At 55.6% G+C, this 18767-nt stretch carries 18 protein-coding genes; 10 read left to right on the top strand and 8 right to left on the bottom strand.

What is annotated here, in order from left to right; all coding sequences use genetic code 11:
* Positions 1-599 precede the first annotated feature (599 nt).
* The 9 genes from rpmH (at position 600) to ACR42C_RS23020 (ending at position 8119) form a co-directional block, all read left to right on the top strand.
* Positions 600-740: a 50S ribosomal protein L34 gene (gene rpmH, locus ACR42C_RS23060; protein ID WP_000831330.1), complete on the top strand. Its 141-nt coding sequence runs from the start codon at positions 600-602 to the stop codon at positions 738-740.
* A 16-nt stretch (positions 741-756) separates the two neighbouring features.
* On the top strand, positions 757-1116 hold the full coding sequence (rnpA, locus tag ACR42C_RS23055; protein WP_014072458.1) for a ribonuclease P protein component: 360 nt from the start codon (positions 757-759) through the stop codon (positions 1114-1116).
* On the top strand, positions 1080-1337 hold the full coding sequence (gene yidD, locus ACR42C_RS23050) for a membrane protein insertion efficiency factor YidD (RefSeq protein WP_001307474.1): 258 nt from the start codon (positions 1080-1082) through the stop codon (positions 1335-1337). Before rnpA ends, yidD begins: the two co-directional genes overlap by 37 nt.
* 2 nt (positions 1338-1339) lie before the next feature.
* Entirely contained in the window at positions 1340-2983 is a 1644-nt protein-coding gene (yidC, locus tag ACR42C_RS23045; RefSeq protein WP_116343657.1) for a membrane protein insertase YidC, read from the top strand.
* 72 nt (positions 2984-3055) lie between these two features.
* A complete protein-coding gene (gene mnmE / locus ACR42C_RS23040; RefSeq protein WP_116343658.1) occupies positions 3056-4420 on the top strand; it encodes a tRNA uridine-5-carboxymethylaminomethyl(34) synthesis GTPase MnmE in 1365 nt (454 codons plus the stop codon).
* A 111-nt stretch (positions 4421-4531) separates the two neighbouring features.
* Positions 4532-5707, top strand: a complete 1176-nt coding sequence (locus tag ACR42C_RS23035; RefSeq protein WP_163329965.1) for an MFS transporter — start codon at positions 4532-4534, stop codon at positions 5705-5707.
* The gene (gene yidZ, locus ACR42C_RS23030) at positions 5676-6647 is read left to right on the top strand and encodes an HTH-type transcriptional regulator YidZ (protein ID WP_116343660.1); all 972 of its coding nucleotides are present in this window, start codon (positions 5676-5678) and stop codon (positions 6645-6647) included. The genes ACR42C_RS23035 and yidZ overlap by 32 nt, the downstream gene beginning before the upstream one ends.
* A 122-nt stretch (positions 6648-6769) precedes the next feature.
* Positions 6770-7516, top strand: coding sequence for a 4'-phosphopantetheinyl transferase family protein (locus tag ACR42C_RS23025; protein WP_116343661.1), 747 nt, complete (start codon positions 6770-6772; stop codon positions 7514-7516).
* Positions 7517-7552: 36 nt separating this feature from the next.
* Positions 7553-8119, top strand: coding sequence for an NADPH-dependent FMN reductase (locus ACR42C_RS23020; RefSeq protein ID WP_014833835.1), 567 nt, complete (start codon positions 7553-7555; stop codon positions 8117-8119).
* A gap of 92 nt (positions 8120-8211) precedes the next feature.
* Here ACR42C_RS23020 and adeP read toward each other — a convergent pair whose 3' ends face one another.
* On the bottom strand, positions 8212-9549 hold the full coding sequence (adeP, locus tag ACR42C_RS23015) for an adenine permease AdeP (RefSeq protein WP_163330067.1): 1338 nt from the start codon (positions 9547-9549) through the stop codon (positions 8212-8214).
* 165 nt (positions 9550-9714) lie between these two features.
* Here adeP and yieH point away from each other — a divergent pair, with 165 nt between their 5' ends.
* Positions 9715-10380 carry a 6-phosphogluconate phosphatase gene (gene yieH / locus ACR42C_RS23010; protein WP_474483392.1) on the top strand — a complete coding sequence of 222 codons (666 nt, stop codon included), beginning with the start codon at positions 9715-9717 and terminating at the stop codon, positions 10378-10380.
* 56 nt (positions 10381-10436) lie between these two features.
* Here yieH and phoU read toward each other — a convergent pair whose 3' ends face one another.
* The 7 genes from phoU to glmU all read right to left on the bottom strand — a co-directional run bounded on the left by phoU (position 10437) and on the right by glmU (position 18749).
* Positions 10437-11162: a phosphate signaling complex protein PhoU gene (phoU, locus tag ACR42C_RS23005; protein ID WP_008500182.1), complete on the bottom strand. Its 726-nt coding sequence runs from the start codon at positions 11160-11162 to the stop codon at positions 10437-10439.
* 26 nt (positions 11163-11188) lie between these two features.
* Positions 11189-11962, bottom strand: a complete 774-nt coding sequence (gene pstB / locus ACR42C_RS23000; RefSeq protein ID WP_010426574.1) for a phosphate ABC transporter ATP-binding protein PstB — start codon at positions 11960-11962, stop codon at positions 11189-11191.
* Positions 11963-12009: 47 nt separating this feature from the next.
* Entirely contained in the window at positions 12010-12900 is an 891-nt protein-coding gene (gene pstA / locus ACR42C_RS22995) for a phosphate ABC transporter permease PstA (RefSeq protein WP_014881893.1), read from the bottom strand.
* A complete protein-coding gene (gene pstC, locus ACR42C_RS22990) occupies positions 12900-13859 on the bottom strand; it encodes a phosphate ABC transporter permease PstC (protein ID WP_028014924.1) in 960 nt (319 codons plus the stop codon). Before pstC ends, pstA begins: the two co-directional genes overlap by 1 nt.
* A 128-nt stretch (positions 13860-13987) precedes the next feature.
* Positions 13988-15028: a phosphate ABC transporter substrate-binding protein PstS gene (gene pstS, locus ACR42C_RS22985; protein ID WP_302219500.1), complete on the bottom strand. Its 1041-nt coding sequence runs from the start codon at positions 15026-15028 to the stop codon at positions 13988-13990.
* A 278-nt stretch (positions 15029-15306) separates the two neighbouring features.
* Positions 15307-17136: a glutamine--fructose-6-phosphate transaminase (isomerizing) gene (glmS, locus tag ACR42C_RS22980; RefSeq protein ID WP_233003449.1), complete on the bottom strand. Its 1830-nt coding sequence runs from the start codon at positions 17134-17136 to the stop codon at positions 15307-15309.
* 242 nt (positions 17137-17378) lie between these two features.
* A complete protein-coding gene (glmU, locus tag ACR42C_RS22975; protein WP_316380812.1) occupies positions 17379-18749 on the bottom strand; it encodes a bifunctional UDP-N-acetylglucosamine diphosphorylase/glucosamine-1-phosphate N-acetyltransferase GlmU in 1371 nt (456 codons plus the stop codon).
* Positions 18750-18767: the final 18 nt, after the last annotated feature.

Genomic DNA, 18767 nt, shown 5'->3' with positions numbered 1-18767 from the left:
GGCGGACTCCACTCGAACAATAAAAGAAAACTATTGAATATTCATGATTGTTGGCGCACATCGACATGACCCTGTGTAAAGGGGGACGTGCGAATTGCTATCTGCAATTTATCCTGACCAGGATCCTGGGATCCCGATCAGGACCGCGGATCATAGCGTAAACTGAGACAGAGATCTTCTGTTTCTCACAGATTCTTCCCGATTTATCCACAGGAAGATCCGAAACCGGGTAAGTGTAAACGATCCTGGCGCGAGTGCCCCGCGATTTAGCCCGCATATTGGAAAATTTAATGAGCAACGACAATTTATTGCTTAAATGATCTAACGAAGATCCGGGACGATCCTTGCGCTTTGTTGGCGAGGCCGTATAATCCTCGACCCGGCGCGTGATGCTCATCTTCCTGCGTCGTCCGCTGCTCATTTTCCACGCGAAATCGTGCGGAAATACGCGGGAAATAAGGAAAGAGAATTGACTCCGGAGTGTACAATTATTACAATCCGGCCTCTTTAATCACCCACGGCTTCGGCGTCCGTCATTCGAAACTCGGTCGGGCATCCGCAAAAGTCATGAATTTTTTCAAGTTTAGGTAGAAATCGCCATGAAACGCACTTTTCAACCGTCTGTACTGAAGCGCAACCGTTCTCACGGCTTCCGTGCTCGTATGGCTACTAAAAATGGTCGTCAGGTTCTGGCACGTCGTCGTGCTAAAGGCCGCGCTCGTCTGACCGTTTCCAAGTAATAAAGCTAACCCCTGAGTGGTTAAGCTAGCATTTCCCAGGGAGTTACGTTTGTTAACTCCCACTCATTTCACTTTCGTCTTCCAGCAGCCACAACGGGCTGGCACGCCGCAAATCACCATCCTCGGCCGCCAAAATTCGCTGGGGCATCCCCGCATCGGTCTCACAGTCGCTAAGAAAAACGTTAAGCGTGCGCATGAACGCAACCGGATTAAACGTCTGACGCGTGAAAGCTTCCGTTTACGTCAGCACGAACTGCCTTCTATGGATTTCGTGGTGGTGGCTAAAAAGGGGGTTGCCGACCTCGATAACCGTGCTCTCTCGGAAGCGTTGGAAAAATTATGGCGCCGCCACTGTCGCCTGGCTCACGGGTCCTGATAGCCCTTATTCGGGTCTATCAACGCCTGATTAGTCCGCTACTCGGGCCGCACTGCCGTTTCACACCAACATGCTCAAGCTACGGAATTGAGGCATTGCGCAGGTTTGGAGTGATAAAAGGCAGTTGGTTGACGGTGAAACGCGTATTAAAATGCCACCCTTTACACCCCGGTGGAGACGACCCCGTCCCCCCAGGACCTTTTGATACCAGAGAACACTAACGATGGATTCGCAACGCAATCTTCTTATCATCGCTTTGTTGTTCGTGTCTTTCATGATCTGGCAGGCATGGGAGCAGGATAAAAATCCTCAACCCCAGCAGCAGACCACGCAGACTACGACCACCGCAGCGGGTAGCGCCGCCGACCAGGGCGTACCGGCCAGTGGCCAGGGGAAACAGATTACGGTTAAGACCGATGTGCTTGAGCTGACTATCAACACCCGTGGTGGTGATGTTGAGCAGGCGCTGCTGTTGACCTACCCGAAAGAGCTGAAGTCTAACGAACCGTTCCAGTTACTGGAAACCACACCGGAGTTCCTGTATCAGGCGCAGAGCGGCCTGACCGGTCGTGATGGCCCGGATAACCCGGCTAACGGCGCGCGTCCACTGTATAACGTCGACAACGACACCTTTGTGCTGGCTGACGGCCAGAACGAACTCGTTATCCCGATGACCTACACCGACGCGGCAGGCAACACCTTCACCAAAACCTTCACTCTGAAACGCGGTGAGTATGCGGTGAACGTGGGCTACAGCGTACAGAACGCCGGTGCGAAACCGCTGGAACTGTCTACCTTCGGTCAGCTGAAGCAGTCCATCAATCTGCCTTCTCACCGTGACACCGGAAGCAGCAACTTTGCGCTGCATACCTTCCGTGGCGCGGCGTACTCCACGCCTGACGCGAAGTACGAGAAATACAAATTCGACACCATTGCCGATAACGAAAACCTGAACGTCAGCTCCAAAGGCGGTTGGGTAGCAATGCTGCAACAGTATTTCGCAACGGCATGGATCCCAAATAACGACGGTACCAATAACTTCTACACCGCGAACCTGGGCAACGGTATTGCAGCCATCGGCTATAAATCACAGCCGGTTCTGGTTCAGCCGGGTCAAACCGGTAAGCTGGCAAGCACCCTGTGGGTCGGCCCGGAAATCCAGGACAAAATGGCAGCCGTCGCGCCGCACCTGGATCTGACCGTGGATTACGGCTGGTTGTGGTTCATCTCTCAGCCGCTGTTTAAGCTGCTGAAGTTCATCCACAGCTTCCTGGGTAACTGGGGCTTCTCCATCATCGTTATCACCTTCATCGTTCGTGGCATCATGTACCCGCTGACCAAAGCGCAGTACACCTCCATGGCGAAGATGCGCATGCTGCAGCCGAAGATTCAGGCGATGCGTGAGCGTCTGGGCGATGACAAACAGCGTCAGAGCCAGGAAATGATGGCCCTGTATAAAGCAGAGAAAGTGAACCCGTTGGGTGGTTGCTTCCCGCTGCTGATTCAGATGCCAATCTTCCTTGCGCTGTACTACATGCTGATGGGTTCCGTTGAGCTGCGCCACGCGCCGTTCGCCCTGTGGATCCATGACCTGTCCGCACAGGACCCGTACTACATCCTGCCGATCCTGATGGGCGTGACGATGTTCTTCATCCAGAAGATGTCGCCGACCACCGTGACCGACCCGATGCAGCAGAAGATCATGACCTTTATGCCGGTCATCTTCACCGTGTTCTTCCTGTGGTTCCCGTCAGGTCTGGTGCTGTACTATATCGTCAGCAACCTGGTGACCATCATCCAGCAGCAGCTGATTTACCGTGGTCTGGAAAAACGTGGCCTGCATAGCCGCGAAAAGAAAAAGTCCTGATTCGGTAAGTTAACGCTAAAATAAGGGCGGTCGATTGACCGCCTTTTTTATTTGTATTGAACGAGACCAACCATGAGCCATAACGACACTATCGTCGCCCAGGCAACCCCACCGGGACGCGGTGGTGTAGGCATTCTGCGTATCTCCGGCCTGAAGGCGCGCGAGGTGGCCGAAGCGGTGCTGGGTAAACTGCCAAAGCCGCGCTACGCTGATTACCTGCCGTTTAAAGATGCGGACGGCACGCCGCTGGACCAGGGCATTGCGCTGTGGTTCCCCGGCCCGAACTCCTTCACCGGCGAAGACGTGCTGGAGCTGCAGGGCCACGGTGGCCCGGTTATCCTCGACCTGCTGTTAAAACGTATTCTGACCCTGCCAGGCCTGCGCATTGCGAAGCCGGGCGAGTTCTCCGAACGTGCTTTCCTCAACGACAAGCTCGACCTGGCGCAAGCAGAAGCGATTGCAGACCTGATCGACGCCAGTTCGGAACAGGCGGCACGCTCCGCGCTTAACTCGCTGCAGGGGGCATTCTCCGCACGCGTAAATCATCTTGTGGAAGCACTTACTCACCTCAGGATCTACGTGGAGGCGGCTATCGATTTCCCGGACGAGGAAATCGACTTCCTCTCTGACGGTAAAATCGAAGCCCAGCTCAACCAGGTGATGAACGATCTCGACGCCGTGCGTGCCGAAGCGCGCCAGGGCAGCTTGCTGCGTGAAGGGATGAAGGTGGTCATTGCTGGTCGCCCTAACGCCGGGAAATCGAGCCTGTTGAACGCCCTGGCGGGCCGTGAAGCGGCGATCGTGACCGACATTGCCGGCACCACCCGCGACGTGCTGCGCGAGCATATCCACATCGACGGGATGCCGCTGCATATCATTGATACCGCGGGCCTGCGCGATGCCAGCGATGAAGTGGAACGCATCGGTATCGAACGCGCCTGGCAGGAGATCGAGCAGGCCGACCGCGTACTGTTTATGGTCGACGGCACCACGACCGACGCCGTTGACCCGGCGGAGATCTGGCCGGACTTTATCGCCCGTCTGCCAGCCAAACTGCCGATCACCGTGGTGCGTAACAAAGCAGATGTTACCGGCGAAACGCTAGGTATCAGCGATGTGAATGGTCACTCACTGATTCGCCTGTCGGCGCGTACGGGTGAAGGCGTGGACGACCTGCGTAACCATCTCAAGCAGAGCATGGGTTTTGATACCAGCATGGAAGGCGGCTTCCTGGCGCGTCGTCGTCACCTGCAGGCGCTGGAAGAGGCGGCGAACCACCTTGTTCAGGGGAAAGCGCAGCTGATCGGCGCGTGGGCGGGCGAGCTGCTGGCGGAAGAGCTGCGTCTGGCGCAGCAGAATCTGAGCGAGATCACCGGGGAGTTTACGTCGGACGATCTGCTGGGAAGGATCTTCTCGAGCTTCTGTATTGGTAAATAGTTCCCGCTAATCAATGGTGATTTCCTCTCAGGAAATCACCATTGTCCAAATGGCAACTCGCCTAATTCCTTTTCACCCCCTATCCTGCATGCCTGCATCTATGGGGGGTTTATGGCGCGTTTTCTGTTTTGTAGTTTCGCATTAGTTCTTCTTTATCCGTCCGGCATTGATATGTATCTGGTGGGATTACCGCACATCGCACGCGATCTGGGCGCCAGCGAAGCGCAGCTGCACATCGCGTTTTCGGCCTACCTCGCGGGGATGGCGTCATCGATGGTCTTTGCCGGGAAAATTGCGGATAAGGCAGGCCGTCAGCCCGTCGCGATTACCGGTGCCATCATCTTTGCCCTGGCCTCTCTTCTCTGCTCACAGGCGCAGAACAGCACCGTGTTCCTGGCAGGACGGTTCATCCAGGGCATTGGTGCCGGCGGCTGTTACGTGGTGGCGTTTGCGATTTTGCGCGACACCTTAAGCGCCCAGCGCCGCGCTAAAGTGCTTTCGATGCTGAACGGCATTACCTGCATCATCCCGGTGCTGGCTCCGGTCGTGGGCTATCTGATCATGCTGAAATTCCCGTGGCAGAGCCTGTTCTGGACCATGGCGGCCATGGGCACGCTGGTGTTTATCCTGTCGATCGCAGTGCTGAAAGAGACCCACCCGGGCTCGCAGAATTCCAGCCATACCGCGACCATTCATCCGGCAGAGAAGCTTCTCAACCGCTTTTTCCTCAGCCGTCTGGCTGTGACGACCTTAAGCGTGGCGGTGATCCTGACGTATGTAAACGTTTCCCCGGTGTTGCTGATGGAGACCATGGGTTTCGATCGCGGTGAGTATTCAACGGTGATGGCATTAACCGCGATGGTTAGTATGGCCGTTTCGTTTTCGACGCCGTTTGCGCTAAATGTTTTCAGCCAACGTACATTGATGCTGACCTCACAGGTTTTATTCCTCGCCGCAGGCGCGATCCTGGCGACCACCAGCTCACATGCGGTGATGCTGGTGGGCATTACCCTCATCTGTGCCGGGTTCTCGGTTGGCTTTGGCGTGGCGATGAGCCAGGCGCTCGGCCCGTTCTCGCTGCGGGCAGGCGTGGCAAGCTCGGTGCTGGGGATCGCACAGGTCTGCGGCTCGTCTCTGTGGATATGGCTGGCGGCAGTCATCGGACTTAACGCGCTCAATATGCTGATCGGGATTCTGATTGCCTGTAGCATGGTCTGCATCACCTTACTTATGGTCATCCGGCCCGCGGCACACTATGAAGAAGCCCATCAGCAGTCTCGATCTTAACCTGTTGCTTTGCCTGCAGCTTTTGCTGCAGGAGCGCAGCGTCACCAAAGCTGCGAAGCGGATGAACGTGACGCCATCGGCGGTGAGCAAATCGCTGGCCAAGCTGCGCGACTGGTTTGACGACCCGCTGTTTGTCAAAACGCCGTTAGGGCTGCTGCCCACCCCTCTGACGGTCAGCCTGGAGCAGGATCTGGCCGACTGGATGCAAATCGGCAACCAGATCCTCGACAAATTCCACCATGATTCGCCAGGCGGGCTAACGTTTGTGCTGGCCGCCGAAACGCCGCTGATGCTCATCCGCTTTAACACCCTGCTGGAGCAGGTCAATCAGCGTTATCCGCAGGCGACGGTGAAGGTGCGTCACTGGGATTACGACTCACTGGACGCCATTACGCGCGGGGAAGTGGACGTTGGCTTCACCGGTCGTGAAACGCACCCGCGTTCGCGTGAACTGCTGAAGCTGATGCCGTGGTTTATCGACTACGAAATCCTGTTTAGCGACCGCCCATGCGTCTATTTGCGCGAGGACCATCCCGCTCTGCAGGAGGAGTGGAATCTGGAGACCTTCCTGCGCTATCCCCATATCAGTATCTTCTGGGAACGGAGCGACACCTGGGCGCTGGATGAGGTGCTAAAAGAGATGGGGCGGGAGAGAAACATTGCCATGTGTTTGCCGGGCTTTGAGCAGTCGATGTTTATGGCGGCACAGCCCGGCCATAACTATATCGCCACGGCTCCCCACTACTGTCGCCACTACAATGAACTCCACCAGCGGAAGCTGATCGCGCTTCCTATTCCCATTGACGAAGCGCAGGCTGAAAAGCTGACCGTTCCCTTCACGCTAATCTGGCATAAACGGAACAGCCATAATCCGAAAATTCTCTGGCTGCGGGAGACCATCAAGGCGTTGTACGGTGGCAGCGATCCAATTTTTGCCTAAGAAAATGTAAAGTTCGGCCCTCAGGCTTCTTTTACTCCTATTTACTGATTAAAACAGGAGTCAAGTTAAGCGATAATCATGTAACCGTTTAACCGATTACGACCATTATCAAGGAGCGAAAAATGGCAACGCACTTTGCAAGAGGGATACTTACAGAAGGACGTCTCGTATCGGCAAGACTCTCTTCAGCCTGTCACAGTGAGGCACTCAAACTCCCCGAACACCGCAGGACGCGGTTTTTAGCCTCCAGAGCGCTTCTCGCAGAACTGCTGTTTATGCTGTACGGCACCAGCGAACTGCCCGAGATCGTCACGCAACCAGAAGGCCGACCGGTCTTTGCCGACCCGGAACTCCCCCGTTTTTCTATTGCCTATACGGGGAATATCATTGGCGTGGCGCTGACCACCGAAGGCGATTGCGGGCTGGATATGGAACTTCAGCGTGCGACGCGGGGGTTTCATGGCGCAAGCCCGCACGATGACTACCCGCTTTCCAGCAATGAAAAGCTGTGGGTACGCAACCAGAACGATCCTGTTGAAGCCCGTGCCCAGCTCATCACCCTGCGCCAGAGCATTCGCAAGCTCTGCGGATGCGCTTCAGACGATGCCAGCCTGTTGCAATTGTTGCCGGGCTCCGGACGCCTGCGTGCCGCTAAAGCCACGCTTGTAGAGGCGCTCAGCGATGCAGAAGATGTGTTGATATGGTCTGTTGCAGTCAGCCCTGCCATCGAACGGCTAAAGATTTGGGAATTTGACAGCAAAGAGGGATGGAGTAGCCTTCCGGATGTGCCCGAGCGCGCCAACGAGCCCGCCGCACGCCTGATGCGTTTAACCAGTTTACCGGCAGAAAAAGCATTTACCCATAGCTGATCCAATCAGGGTCATCATGATGAAACAGGAGTAATCATGTCTGATACGTTGAAAGTAGTTACGTTACTGGGAAGCCTGCGCAAAGGTTCATTTAACGGAATGGTTGCCCGCACGCTGCCGCAGCTGGCCCCGGCAGGTATGGAAATTAGCGCCCTGCCATCTATTGGCGATATCCCGCTTTATGATGCAGATGTCCAGCAGGAAGAAGGGTTCCCGCAGAGCGTTGAGGCACTGGCAGAGCAAATTCGCCAGGCCGACGGCGTGGTCATTGTCACGCCGGAGTATAACTACTCGGTTCCGGGTGGCCTGAAGAACGCCATCGACTGGCTGTCTCGTTTACCGGAGCAGCCGCTGTCCGGCAAACCGGTGCTGATCCAGACCAGCTCAATGGGCGCGATTGGCGGCGCGCGCTGCCAGTACCATCTGCGCCAGATCCTGGTGTTCCTCGATGCGATGGTGATGAACAAACCGGAATTTATGGGCGGTGTGATTCAGAACAAGGTCGACCCGCAAACGGGTGAAGTGGTGGATCAGAGCACACGTGATCATCTCTCTGGACAGCTCACGGCGTTTGGGGATTATATCAAGCGGGTGAAGGCGTAAGATCACTGCGGCTTGATGCCCTCACCCTGGCCCTCTCCCTGTGGGAGAGGGAACAAACACTAAAGCCCTTTTCGAAGAAAAGGGCTTGCTGTTTATTTGGCGTCGATAAACACAATCTTCAGCACAAACAGCAGCGCCACGACAATCACGCATGGGCTGAGGTCGCGGAAGCGGCCGGTACCGATCTTCATTACGCAGTAAGAGATAAAGCCCAGCGCGATACCTTCGGTGATAGAGAAGCTGAACGGCATCATCACGGCGGTAATAAAGGCCGGCACCGCTTCGGTTAAATCTTCCCACTTCACGCGCGCCAGACTCGACGTCATCAGCACACCCACGTAAATCAGTGCGCCGGCTGCCGCATACGGTGGAACCATACCCGCCAGCGGAGAGAGGAAAATCACCAGCAGGAACAGGATACCTACCACCACCGCCGTCAGGCCGGTACGGCCGCCCACGGAGACGCCGGAAGAGGATTCAATGTAAGCGGTAACAGACGAGGTGCCAATGAAAGAACCCGCCACGGAAGAGATACTATCCACATACAGCGCCTGCTTCATGCGCGGGAATTTGCCTTTCTCGTCCGCCAGACCCGCTTTGTCGGTCACGCCAATCAGCGTACCGGAGGAGTCAAACAGGTTGACCAGCATGAAGGAGAAGATCACACCCGCCAGGCCCAGGTTCAGGGAGCCCGCCAGATCAACATGGCCAATCACGGTAGAGACGCTCGGAGGCGCAGAGACGATACCGTTATAGTGAACGTCGCCCAGCATCCAGCCCAGCAGGGTGGTCACCACGATGGACACCAGCACCGCCGCATGAATGTTGCGGGAGGCCAGGATCGCGATGATAAAGAAGCCCAGCACGCCCAGCAGCACGTTATGAGAGGTCAGATTGCCAATGCTTACCAGCGTTTCAGGGTTCGCCACGATCACACCGGCGTTTTTCAGCCCCATCATGCCGATGAACAGACCGATACCGCTGGTGATACCCACGCGCAGGCTCACCGGAATGTTCGCAATCATCCAGTAACGCACGCGGAAAATGGTCAGCAGCAGCAGGCCAATAGCGCCCCAGAAGATGGCACCCATGCCAACCTGCCACGGCAGACCCATCGCCTGAACCACCACGAAGGCGAAGAACGCATTCAGGCCCATTGCCGGTGCCAGCGCAACCGGCAGGTTAGCGAACACGCCCATCAGGATGCTGCCAAGCGCCGCAATCAGACAGGTGGTTACAAAGACGGCGCTGGTGTCCATGCCAGCGACGCCCAAAATTTGCGGGTTCACAAAAACGATATAGACCATCGTCAGGAAGGTGGTGAAACCTGCGATCACTTCGGTGCGTGCCGTTGTGCCGTGCTCGCGCAGTTTAAACACGCGCTCAAGCAGACCCTGACCAGATGTCTGGGTAGTGTGTTGTTGACTCATCATCAATTTCCGAACAAGGAGGGAAAATTCGTCGCTATCCTATACCAAAATGCGACAATAGTGGCGGTTACGTGATACTTTTTTCATTGATTTTGCTTATACGGCAACGATTGCGTCCCGGCGAACTGCCGTACGAAAACGTTAAACTTGTTAAAAGGGAAAGGCATGTCCGGAATTGAAGCGGTATTTTTCGACTGCGACGGTACGCTGGTCGACAGTGAGGTCATTTGTTCCCGCGCGTATGTCACCATGTTCCAGGAATTTGGCATTACGCTGGAACTCGAAGAGGTGTTCAAACGCTTTAAGGGCGTAAAGCTCTACGAGATTATCGACATCATTAACAAAGAACACGGTGTCAGTCTGGCAAAAGCGGATCTGGAACCGGTGTACCGCGCCGAGGTCGCACGCCTGTTCGATTCTGAGCTGGAGGTCATTGCAGGTGCAAACGCGCTGCTGGATGCGATGACGGTGCCGATCTGTGTGGTCTCCAACGGCCCGGTCAGCAAAATGCAGCACTCGCTCGGCAAGCTTGAGATGCTGCACCATTTCCCGGAAAAACTGTTCAGCGGCTACGATATCCAGCGCTGGAAGCCAGATCCGGCGCTGATGTTCCATGCGGCAAACGCGATGAACGTCAACGTGAAGAACTGTATTCTGGTGGATGACTCGTCTGCGGGCGCGCAGTCGGGGATTGATGCGGGGATGGAGGTGTTTTACTTCTGTGCCGATCCGCACAACAGGCCGATCGATCATCCAAAAGTAACGACCTTTACCGATCTGGCGCAGTTGCCGGAACTGTGGAAGGCGCGCGGATGGGATATTACTCGCTGAGTTTTCCCCTCACCCCGGCCCTCTCCCACAGGGAGAGGGTTAGGGTGAGGGTAAAATCACTCTTTCGGATCTTTACCCGCCAGCAGCTTGTCCAGCTCGTCGCCGCCCACATGGCGGAAGTCCTGACCTTTAACGAAGTAGAAAATGTATTCGCAAATGTTCTGGCAGCGGTCGCCGATACGCTCGATAGAGCGCGCGCAGAACAGGGCAGTTAGCACGCTTGGGATCGTCCGTGAATCTTCCATCATGTAGGTCATCAGCTGACGGACGATGCCCTCATACTCCTGGTCGACCTTTTTGTCTTCACGGTAGATACGCACCGCTTCGTCCAGATCCATGCGCGCGAACGCATCCAGCACGTCGTGCAGCATCTGCACGGTGTGACGACCGAGCGATTCCAGACTCACCAGCAGCGGCTGGTGCTGCTGAGAGAATTTCTCCAGCGCGGTGCGGCAGATTTTATCCGCCACGTCACCAATACGCTCCAGCTCGGCGATGGTTTTGATGATCGCCATCACCAGACGCAGGTCGCTCGCCGTCGGCTGACGTTTCGCGATAATGCGCACGCAGGCCTCGTCGATGGCAACTTCCATCATGTTGACGTTTTTGTCGCCTTCAATGACGCGCTTCGCCAGCTCGCTATCCTGGTTGTGCATCGCCGTAATCGCATCAGAAAGCTGCTGCTCGACCATGCCACCCATGGTCATTACCTGCGTGCGGATGCTTTCCAGCTCTGCGTTGAACTGGCCGGAAATGTGTTTATTAAGATTGAGGTTGTCCATGGTTTCTCCACATGCACTAAGGCAAATCAACCGTAGCGGCCAGTAATATAATCTTCAGTTTGTTTCTTCGCGGGCCGGGTGAACAGCGCATCCGTATCGCTGAACTCAATCAGCTCACCCAGGTACATAAACGCCGTGTGATCGGAACAACGTGCAGCCTGCTGCATGTTATGGGTCACGATAACCACGGTGTAATCCTGCTTCAGCTCGGTGATCAGCTCTTCAATACGACCGGTTGAGATCGGGTCCAGCGCCGAGCACGGCTCATCCAGCAGCAATACTTCCGGACGAATGGCGATACCACGCGCAATACACAGACGCTGCTGCTGACCACCGGAGAGAGAGTACCCGCTCTGGTGCAACTTATCTTTGGTTTCGTTCCATAATGCGGCCTTGGTCAATGCCCACTGCACGCGCTCGTCCATATCGGCACGGGAGAGCTTCTCAAACAGGCGAACGCCAAACGCGATGTTGTCATAGATGGACATCGGGAACGGCGTTGGTTTCTGGAACACCATCCCCACTTTGGCGCGCAGCAGGGCGATATCCTGGGCCTGGGTAAGAATGTTTTCGCCATCCAGGATAATTTCACCTTCAGCGCGCTGCTCCGGATAGAGCGAATACATTTTGTTAAAGGTACGCAGCAGCGTGGATTTACCGCAGCCGGACGGACCGATGAATGCCGTGACCTGGTTCTTCGCAATATCCAGGTTGATATTCTTCAGGGCATGGAATTTGCCGTAGTAGAAGTTCAAATCACGAACCTGAATCTTACCCGGGGCAGTATCAACCATACTCATTGACTCATTTCCTCATTCGGCGCCGCGATCTGCCGCGCCGTAAAAAATTAACCGTGTTTCTTCTTCGCGAAAATGACGCGCGCCAGAATGTTCAGCAACAGTACGCAAAGGGTGATGATCAGCACCCCGGCCCAGGCCAGCTGCTGCCATTCCGCGAATGGACTCATCGCAAATTTAAAGATCGTCACCGGCAGGTTGGCGATCGGCTGCATCATGTCCGTACTCCAGAACTGGTTGGAGAGGGCAGTAAACAGCAGCGGTGCCGTTTCACCGGCGATACGGGCGATAGCCAGCAGAATACCTGTCATGATCCCGGAGACCGACGCTTTCAGCGTAATCGCAGAAATCATTTTCCATTTCGGCGTACCCAGCGCGTAAGCCGCTTCACGCAGGCTGTCCGGCACCAGTTTCAGCATGTTTTCGGTGGTACGAATGACGATAGGCACCTGCAGCAGCGCCAGCGCAATCACGCCTGCCCAGCCGGAGAAGTGTTCCATTTGCGCAACCACGATGGTGTAAACAAACAGGCCCACGACAATCGACGGAGCGGAAAGCAGGATGTCGTTAATGAAGCGAATCACCTCTGCCAGCCAGGATTTACGCCCGTACTCCGCCAGATAGATACCGGCCATAATGCCCAGCGGCGTACCGAAGACCGTCGCCCACAGGATCAGCAGGCCACTGCCCGCCAGGGCGTTTGCCAGACCACCACCCGCCGTATTTGGCGGCGGCGTCATCTCGGTGAACAGCGCCAGAGACATGCCATCAATACCACGGGTGATGGTGGACATCAGGATCCAGATCAGCCAGAACAGGCCGAATGCCATCGTTGCCATGGAGAGCGTCAGCGCAATGCGGTTTTTGAAACGACGCTTCGCCTGCATTTTGCGGCGGGATTCCGCAAGCTGTGCGGTGCTTTGCATTTCGAGAGTTGCCATCAGCGTGCCCCCTCATTTTTCGCGAGACGCAGGATCATCAGCTTGGAAATCGCCAGAACAATGAAGGTGATAACGAACAGAATCAGGCCCAGTTCCATCAGCGCTGCGACGTGCAGCCCGGATTCCGCTTCGGCAAACTCGTTCGCCAGCGCGGAAGTAATGCTGTTACCCGGCATATAGAGTGAGGCGCTGTCGAGCTGATAGGTGTTACCGATGATAAAGGTGACTGCCATGGTTTCACCCAGCGCGCGACCTAAGCCCAGCATCACGCCACCGATCACCCCATTTTTGGTGAACGGAAGGACAATGCGCCAGATAACTTCCCAGGTGGTACAGCCGATGCCGTAGGCCGACTCTTTCATCATCACCGGGGTTTGTTCGAAAACATCGCGCATCACCGCCGCAATGTACGGAATAATCATAATGGCGAGGATCACCCCTGCCGCCAGAATACCGATACCGAATGCCGGGCCAGAGAACAGGGCTCCCACAAACGGAACGGCTGAGAGAACATTACCCACCGGTTCCTGGAAGTACGTGGCAAACAGCGGCGCAAAGATAAACAGACCCCACATGCCGTATACGATACTTGGGATGGCTGCCAGCAGTTCAATGGCAATACCCAGCGGGCGACGCAGCCAGCCCGGCGCCAGTTCCGTCAGGAACAGCGCAATACCGAAGCTTACCGGAACCGCAATCAGCAGGGCGATGAACGAGGTCACCAGCGTACCGTAAATCGGCACCAGCGCACCGTAGATGTCGTTCGGCGCGTCCCACTCTTTGGTCCACAGGAAGGAGAAACCGAATTTCTGAATGCTCGGCCAGGAGGAGAAAATCAGAGACACGATAATGCCGCCCAGCAGCAATAGCACAATCAGCGCAGCCAGTTTGACCAGCGCGCCGAAAATCATGTCACCTTTTTTACCCGGAGGGTTAAATGCAGGCTTGGTTGCAGCCATAAATTACTCTTCTTTATGAAACGTCTTACGAATATGCCCGGTGGCGCTGGCGCTTACCGGGCCTACAGGATGAACCGTAGGGCGGGTAAGCGTGAGCGCCACCCGCCATCTTCGTCAAAAATATCCTGTTAGTACAGCGCTTTACCGCTGCTGTCTTTCACGTTGGTTTTCCATGCAGCACGGACCTGCTCAACCACGCTGTCCGGCAGGCTGGCGTAATCCAGATCGTTAGCCTGCTTGCCGCCGTTTTTGTATGCCCAGTCGAAGAACTTCAGCACCTCAGCGCCCTGCTCAGGTTTCTTCTGCTCTTTGTGAACCAGGATGAAGGTCGTGGAGGTGATTGGCCACGCGCCTTCGCCTTTCTGGTTAGTCAGATCCTGCGCAAAGGATTTGCTCCAGTCAGCGCCTTTCGCGGCGTTAGCGAAGTTCTCTTCGGTCGGGCTTACCGGTTTGCCGTCAGCAGAAACCAGTTTGGTGTAAGCCAGGTTGTTCTGCTTAGCGTAGGCGTACTCTACGTAGCCGATAGAGCCAGGCAGACGCTGTACGAACGCGGCGATACCGTCGTTACCTTTTCCGCCCAGACCGGTTGGCCAGTTAACGGTAGAGCCGGAACCGACTTTAGATTTCCACTCTTCGTTCACTTTCGCCAGGTAGCTTGTGAAGACGAAAGAGGTACCGGAACCATCCGCGCGGCGAACCACGGCGATATTCTGTGAAGGCAGCTTCAGGCCTGGGTTGAGTTTAGCGATCGCTTCGTCATCCCATTTTTTAATTTTACCCAGGTAGATATCGCCCAGGGTTTTGCCGTCCAGCACCAGCTCGCCTGATTTCAGGCCTGGGATGTTAACAGCCAGCACAACACCGCCGATCACGGTTGGGAACTGGAACAGGCCTTCCTGATTCAGTTTCTCGTCAGACAGCGGAGCGTCTGATGCGCCGAAATCAACGGTATTCGCGGTAATTTGTTTTACGCCACCGGAGGAGCCGATACCCTGATAGTTAACCTTATTACCGGTTTCCTTCTGGTAGGTATCCGCCCATTTGGCATACACCGGCGCAGGGAAGGTTGCACCAGCGCCAGTCAGGCTTGCCGCTGCAAAAGCAGAGAAAGCGCTCAGAGATAAGGTCGCGGCGACAACAGTTGCGACAGTGGTACGCATAACTTTCATAATGTCTCCTGCAAGGATTTCGTAAATCATTGTTTAAGTGGCTACGATGAGCAAAATAGGACAAACAGGTGACAGATAAATGTACGAATTATGACAGTTTTATGACAATGAAAATTTCACTTAAAGAAAAAGGAAACTATATATATTTATCAATGATTTAAGTTGAAACATGGCAGCAGGGTTTCAGTAATATTTTCTTTATGTGACACTGAAAAAATAGCTGAAAATGACAGATTGTCATTAAAAAAGGCTCCACCTGATAGTGGAGCCTGGAAGGATTATTCTACGGTAACGGATTTCGCCAGGTTACGCGGCTGGTCAACGTCGGTGCCTTTGATCAGCGCCACGTGATAGGCCAGCAGCTGCAGCGGAACGGTGTAGAAGATCGGTGCAATCACCTCTTCCACGTGCGGCATCTCAATGATGTGCATGTTGTCGTTGCTGACAAAACCGGCATCTTTGTCGGCGAAGACGTACAGAACGCCGCCGCGGGCGCGAACTTCTTCGATGTTAGACTTCAGTTTTTCCAGCAGTTCGTTGTTCGGTGCCACAACGATGACCGGCATATCCGCGTCAATCAGCGCCAGCGGGCCGTGTTTCAGCTCGCCTGCCGCGTAGGCTTCTGCGTGGATGTAGGAGATCTCTTTCAGCTTCAGCGCGCCTTCCAGCGCAATTGGATATTGATCGCCACGCCCCAGGAACAGAGCGTGATGTTTGTCAGCGAAATCTTCCGCCAGCGCTTCAATGCGTTTGTCCTGAGACAGCATCTGCTCAATACGGCTCGGCAGCGCCTGCAGGCCGTGAACAATGTCATGCTCAACGGAAGCATCTTCGCCTTTCAGACGCGCCAGCTTCGCCACCAGCATCAGCAGAACGGTCAGCTGAGTGGTAAACGCTTTGGTGGAAGCTACGCCGATTTCGGTGCCCGCTTTCGTCATCAGCGCCAGATCGGATTCACGCACCAGAGATGAGCCAGGGACGTTACAGATGGCCAGCGAGCCCAGGTAACCCAGTTCTTTAGACAGACGCAGCGCTGCCAGCGTATCCGCCGTTTCGCCGGACTGAGAAAGTGTGATCATCAGGCTGTTGCGACGCACCGCAGACTTGCGATAGCGGAACTCAGACGCGATTTCCACGTCGCACGGCACGCCCGCCAGGGATTCAAACCAGTAGCGAGAGACCATACCGGAGTTGTAGGAGGTGCCGCAGGCCACGATCTGAATATGCTCGACCTTGCCGAGCAGTTCGTTCGCGTTTGCGCCCAGCTCGCTCAGATCAACTTCACCGTGGCTGATGCGCCCGGTCAGGGTGTTTTTGATGGCGTTTGGCTGCTCGTAGATCTCTTTCTGCATGTAGTGACGGTAAGCGCCTTTGTCGCCCGCGTCGTACTGCAGATTCGATTCGATCTCCTGGCGCTTCACCTGCTCGCCTTTGGTGTCGAAGACGGTCACGCTGCGGCGAGTCACTTCCGCAATATCCCCCTCTTCCAGGAAGATAAAGCGACGGGTGACCGGCAGGAGTGCCAGCTGATCGGAGGCGATAAAGTTTTCACCCATGCCCAGACCGATAACCATCGGGCTACCGGAACGCGCTGCCAGCAGCGTGGATGGATCGCGTGAGTCCATGATCACCGTACCGTACGCACCGCGCAGCTGAGGGATAGCGCGCAGCACCGCATCACGCAGCGTACCGCCCTGTGCCAGCTCCCAGTGCACCAGGTGAGCAATCACTTCGGTGTCAGTTTCAGAGACGAAGGTATAGCCGCGCGCTTTCAGTTCTTCGCGCAGCGGTTCGTGGTTTTCGATAATGCCGTTGTGCACCACCACAATGTGTTCAGACACATGCGGGTGCGCGTTACCTTCAGACGGTTCGCCGTGCGTCGCCCAACGGGTGTGCGCGATACCGGTACCACCGTGCAGCGGATGTTCTTCCGCGGCCTGAGCCAGCATCTGCACTTTACCGAGGCGACGCAGGCGGGTCATGTGCCCTTCTGCATCCACGACAGCCAGACCGGCAGAGTCGTAACCACGGTATTCCAGACGACGTAAACCTTCGAGAAGGATTTCAGCAATATCACGCTGCGCAACTGCGCCAACAATTCCACACATATTTTAGATTCCGAATTTAGGCATGATGCCTGCGTTGTCGCTGACCTGTATTTGCCCTTTCCGGGCGCCCCGAGCCTTGTAGAGAGTGGGGTTATTTTTATGGGTACTGCCTGTGGGGGGAGGATTATGTTATCCCCTCACCCCGACCCTCTCCCCAAAGGGGCGAGGGAGAAAAACACCGCACCGTTCAATTCCCCTCTCCCCTATGGGGAGAGGGTCAGGGTGAGGGGCGTATATTGTTGTTACTTCTTCTTCACCGGGCGTTTCCAGCCCTGCTTGTGTACCTGCGGCACACGGCTTAATACCAGCTCGTTATCGGCGATATCGCGCGTAACGGTTGTTCCGGCTGCAATCGTTACCCCGTTACCCACGGTAACCGGTGCCACCAGCTGTGTATCGGAACCGACAAACACATCATCACCGATGATGGTTTTAAACTTGTTGGCACCGTCATAGTTGCAGGTAATGGTGCCTGCGCCAATGTTCACGTTGTCGCCAATTTCCGCATCGCCCAGATAGGTCAGATGACCGGCTTTCGAGCCTTTACCCAGACGCGCTTTTTTCATTTCCACGAAGTTGCCCACGTGCGCGCCTTCCAGCAGCTCAGCACCCGGGCGCAGACGCGCAAACGGGCCGATGGTACAGGCGGCATCCAGACGGGCATCTTCCACCACGCTGTACGGGCTGATTTCGCAGTCGTCACCGATGACGCTGTTTTTAATCACGCAGCCGGCGCCAATTTTGACGCGGTTACCCAGCGTAACGTTGCCTTCAAGGATAACGTTAGTATCGATCTCAACGTCGCGCCCGTGAGACACGGTGCCGCGCAGATCGAAACGCGCCGGATCGCGCAGCATCACGCCCGCCAGCAGCAGTTTTTCGGCCTGTTCTGACTGATACACGCGCTCCAGGCGGGAAAGCTGAAGACGGTTATTCACCCCTTCGGTTTCGCTAATACGCGCCGGATGAACCGCCGCAATCTCACGTCCTTCCTGGTACGCCATCGCAATGATGTCGGTGATGTAGTACTCACCCTGCGCGTTGTTGTTGTTGAGCTGCGATAGCCAGCGCTTCATGTCCGCGCCATTGGCAATCAGGATACCGGTGTTGATCTCCTGAATCTGACGCTGTTCGTCGCTGGCATCTTTATGCTCAACAATACCCGTGACGTTGCCGTTTTCACGGGTGATACGGCCATAACCGCTTGGATCGTCCAGCACGACGGTCAACAAACCAATGCCGCCCTGTGGTTTGGCAGCACGCAGGCGAGTCAGCGTTTCAACGGAGATCAGCGGAACATCGCCGTAGAGCATCAGGATGTCTTCGTCATCCGCAAAGAAAGGGGCGGCCTGCTGCATCGCATGGCCTGTGCCCAGCTGTTCGGCCTGAAGCACCCAGTTGAGCTTGTCATCGCCCAGCGTCTTTTTAAGCAGATCGCCACCGTGGCCGTAGACAAGGTGGACCTGACGGGCGCCCAGTTCATTCGCTGCATCAATGACATGCTTCACCATTGGCTTTCCTGCCAGCGTGTGGAGCACCTTAGGCAGATCGGAATACATGCGGGTACCTTTGCCTGCGGCAAGGATCACCACGCTCATCGCACTGTTTGACATACGCATCCTGACGGTAGT

This window comes from Enterobacter sp. MG-EB028 (genome assembly GCF_056673305.1).
This window is presented reverse-complemented; position numbering and strand designations above follow the sequence as displayed.

Bases quoted from the DNA above. Each gene is read 5' to 3' on its own strand.
- ACR42C_RS23020 (WP_014833835.1), top strand. From the start codon at position 7,553: ATGTCTGATACGTTGAAAGTAGTTACGTTACTGGGAAGCCTGCGCAAA.
- yidD (WP_001307474.1), top strand. From the start codon at position 1,080: ATGGCGCCGCCACTGTCGCCTGGCTCACGGGTCCTGATAGCCCTTATT.
- pstS (WP_302219500.1), bottom strand. From the start codon at position 15,028: ATGAAAGTTATGCGTACCACTGTCGCAACTGTTGTCGCCGCGACCTTA.
- pstB (WP_010426574.1), bottom strand. From the start codon at position 11,962: ATGAGTATGGTTGATACTGCCCCGGGTAAGATTCAGGTTCGTGATTTG.
- rpmH (WP_000831330.1), top strand. From the start codon at position 600: ATGAAACGCACTTTTCAACCGTCTGTACTGAAGCGCAACCGTTCTCAC.
- phoU (WP_008500182.1), bottom strand. From the start codon at position 11,162: ATGGACAACCTCAATCTTAATAAACACATTTCCGGCCAGTTCAACGCA.
- mnmE (WP_116343658.1), top strand. From the start codon at position 3,056: ATGAGCCATAACGACACTATCGTCGCCCAGGCAACCCCACCGGGACGC.
- pstA (WP_014881893.1), bottom strand. From the start codon at position 12,900: ATGGCAACTCTCGAAATGCAAAGCACCGCACAGCTTGCGGAATCCCGC.
- pstC (WP_028014924.1), bottom strand. From the start codon at position 13,859: ATGGCTGCAACCAAGCCTGCATTTAACCCTCCGGGTAAAAAAGGTGAC.
- ACR42C_RS23035 (WP_163329965.1), top strand. From the start codon at position 4,532: ATGGCGCGTTTTCTGTTTTGTAGTTTCGCATTAGTTCTTCTTTATCCG.
- yidZ (WP_116343660.1), top strand. From the start codon at position 5,676: ATGAAGAAGCCCATCAGCAGTCTCGATCTTAACCTGTTGCTTTGCCTG.
- glmU (WP_316380812.1), bottom strand. From the start codon at position 18,749: ATGTCAAACAGTGCGATGAGCGTGGTGATCCTTGCCGCAGGCAAAGGT.
- yieH (WP_474483392.1), top strand. From the start codon at position 9,715: ATGTCCGGAATTGAAGCGGTATTTTTCGACTGCGACGGTACGCTGGTC.
- adeP (WP_163330067.1), bottom strand. From the start codon at position 9,549: ATGAGTCAACAACACACTACCCAGACATCTGGTCAGGGTCTGCTTGAG.
- ACR42C_RS23025 (WP_116343661.1), top strand. From the start codon at position 6,770: ATGGCAACGCACTTTGCAAGAGGGATACTTACAGAAGGACGTCTCGTA.
- glmS (WP_233003449.1), bottom strand. From the start codon at position 17,136: ATGTGTGGAATTGTTGGCGCAGTTGCGCAGCGTGATATTGCTGAAATC.
- yidC (WP_116343657.1), top strand. From the start codon at position 1,340: ATGGATTCGCAACGCAATCTTCTTATCATCGCTTTGTTGTTCGTGTCT.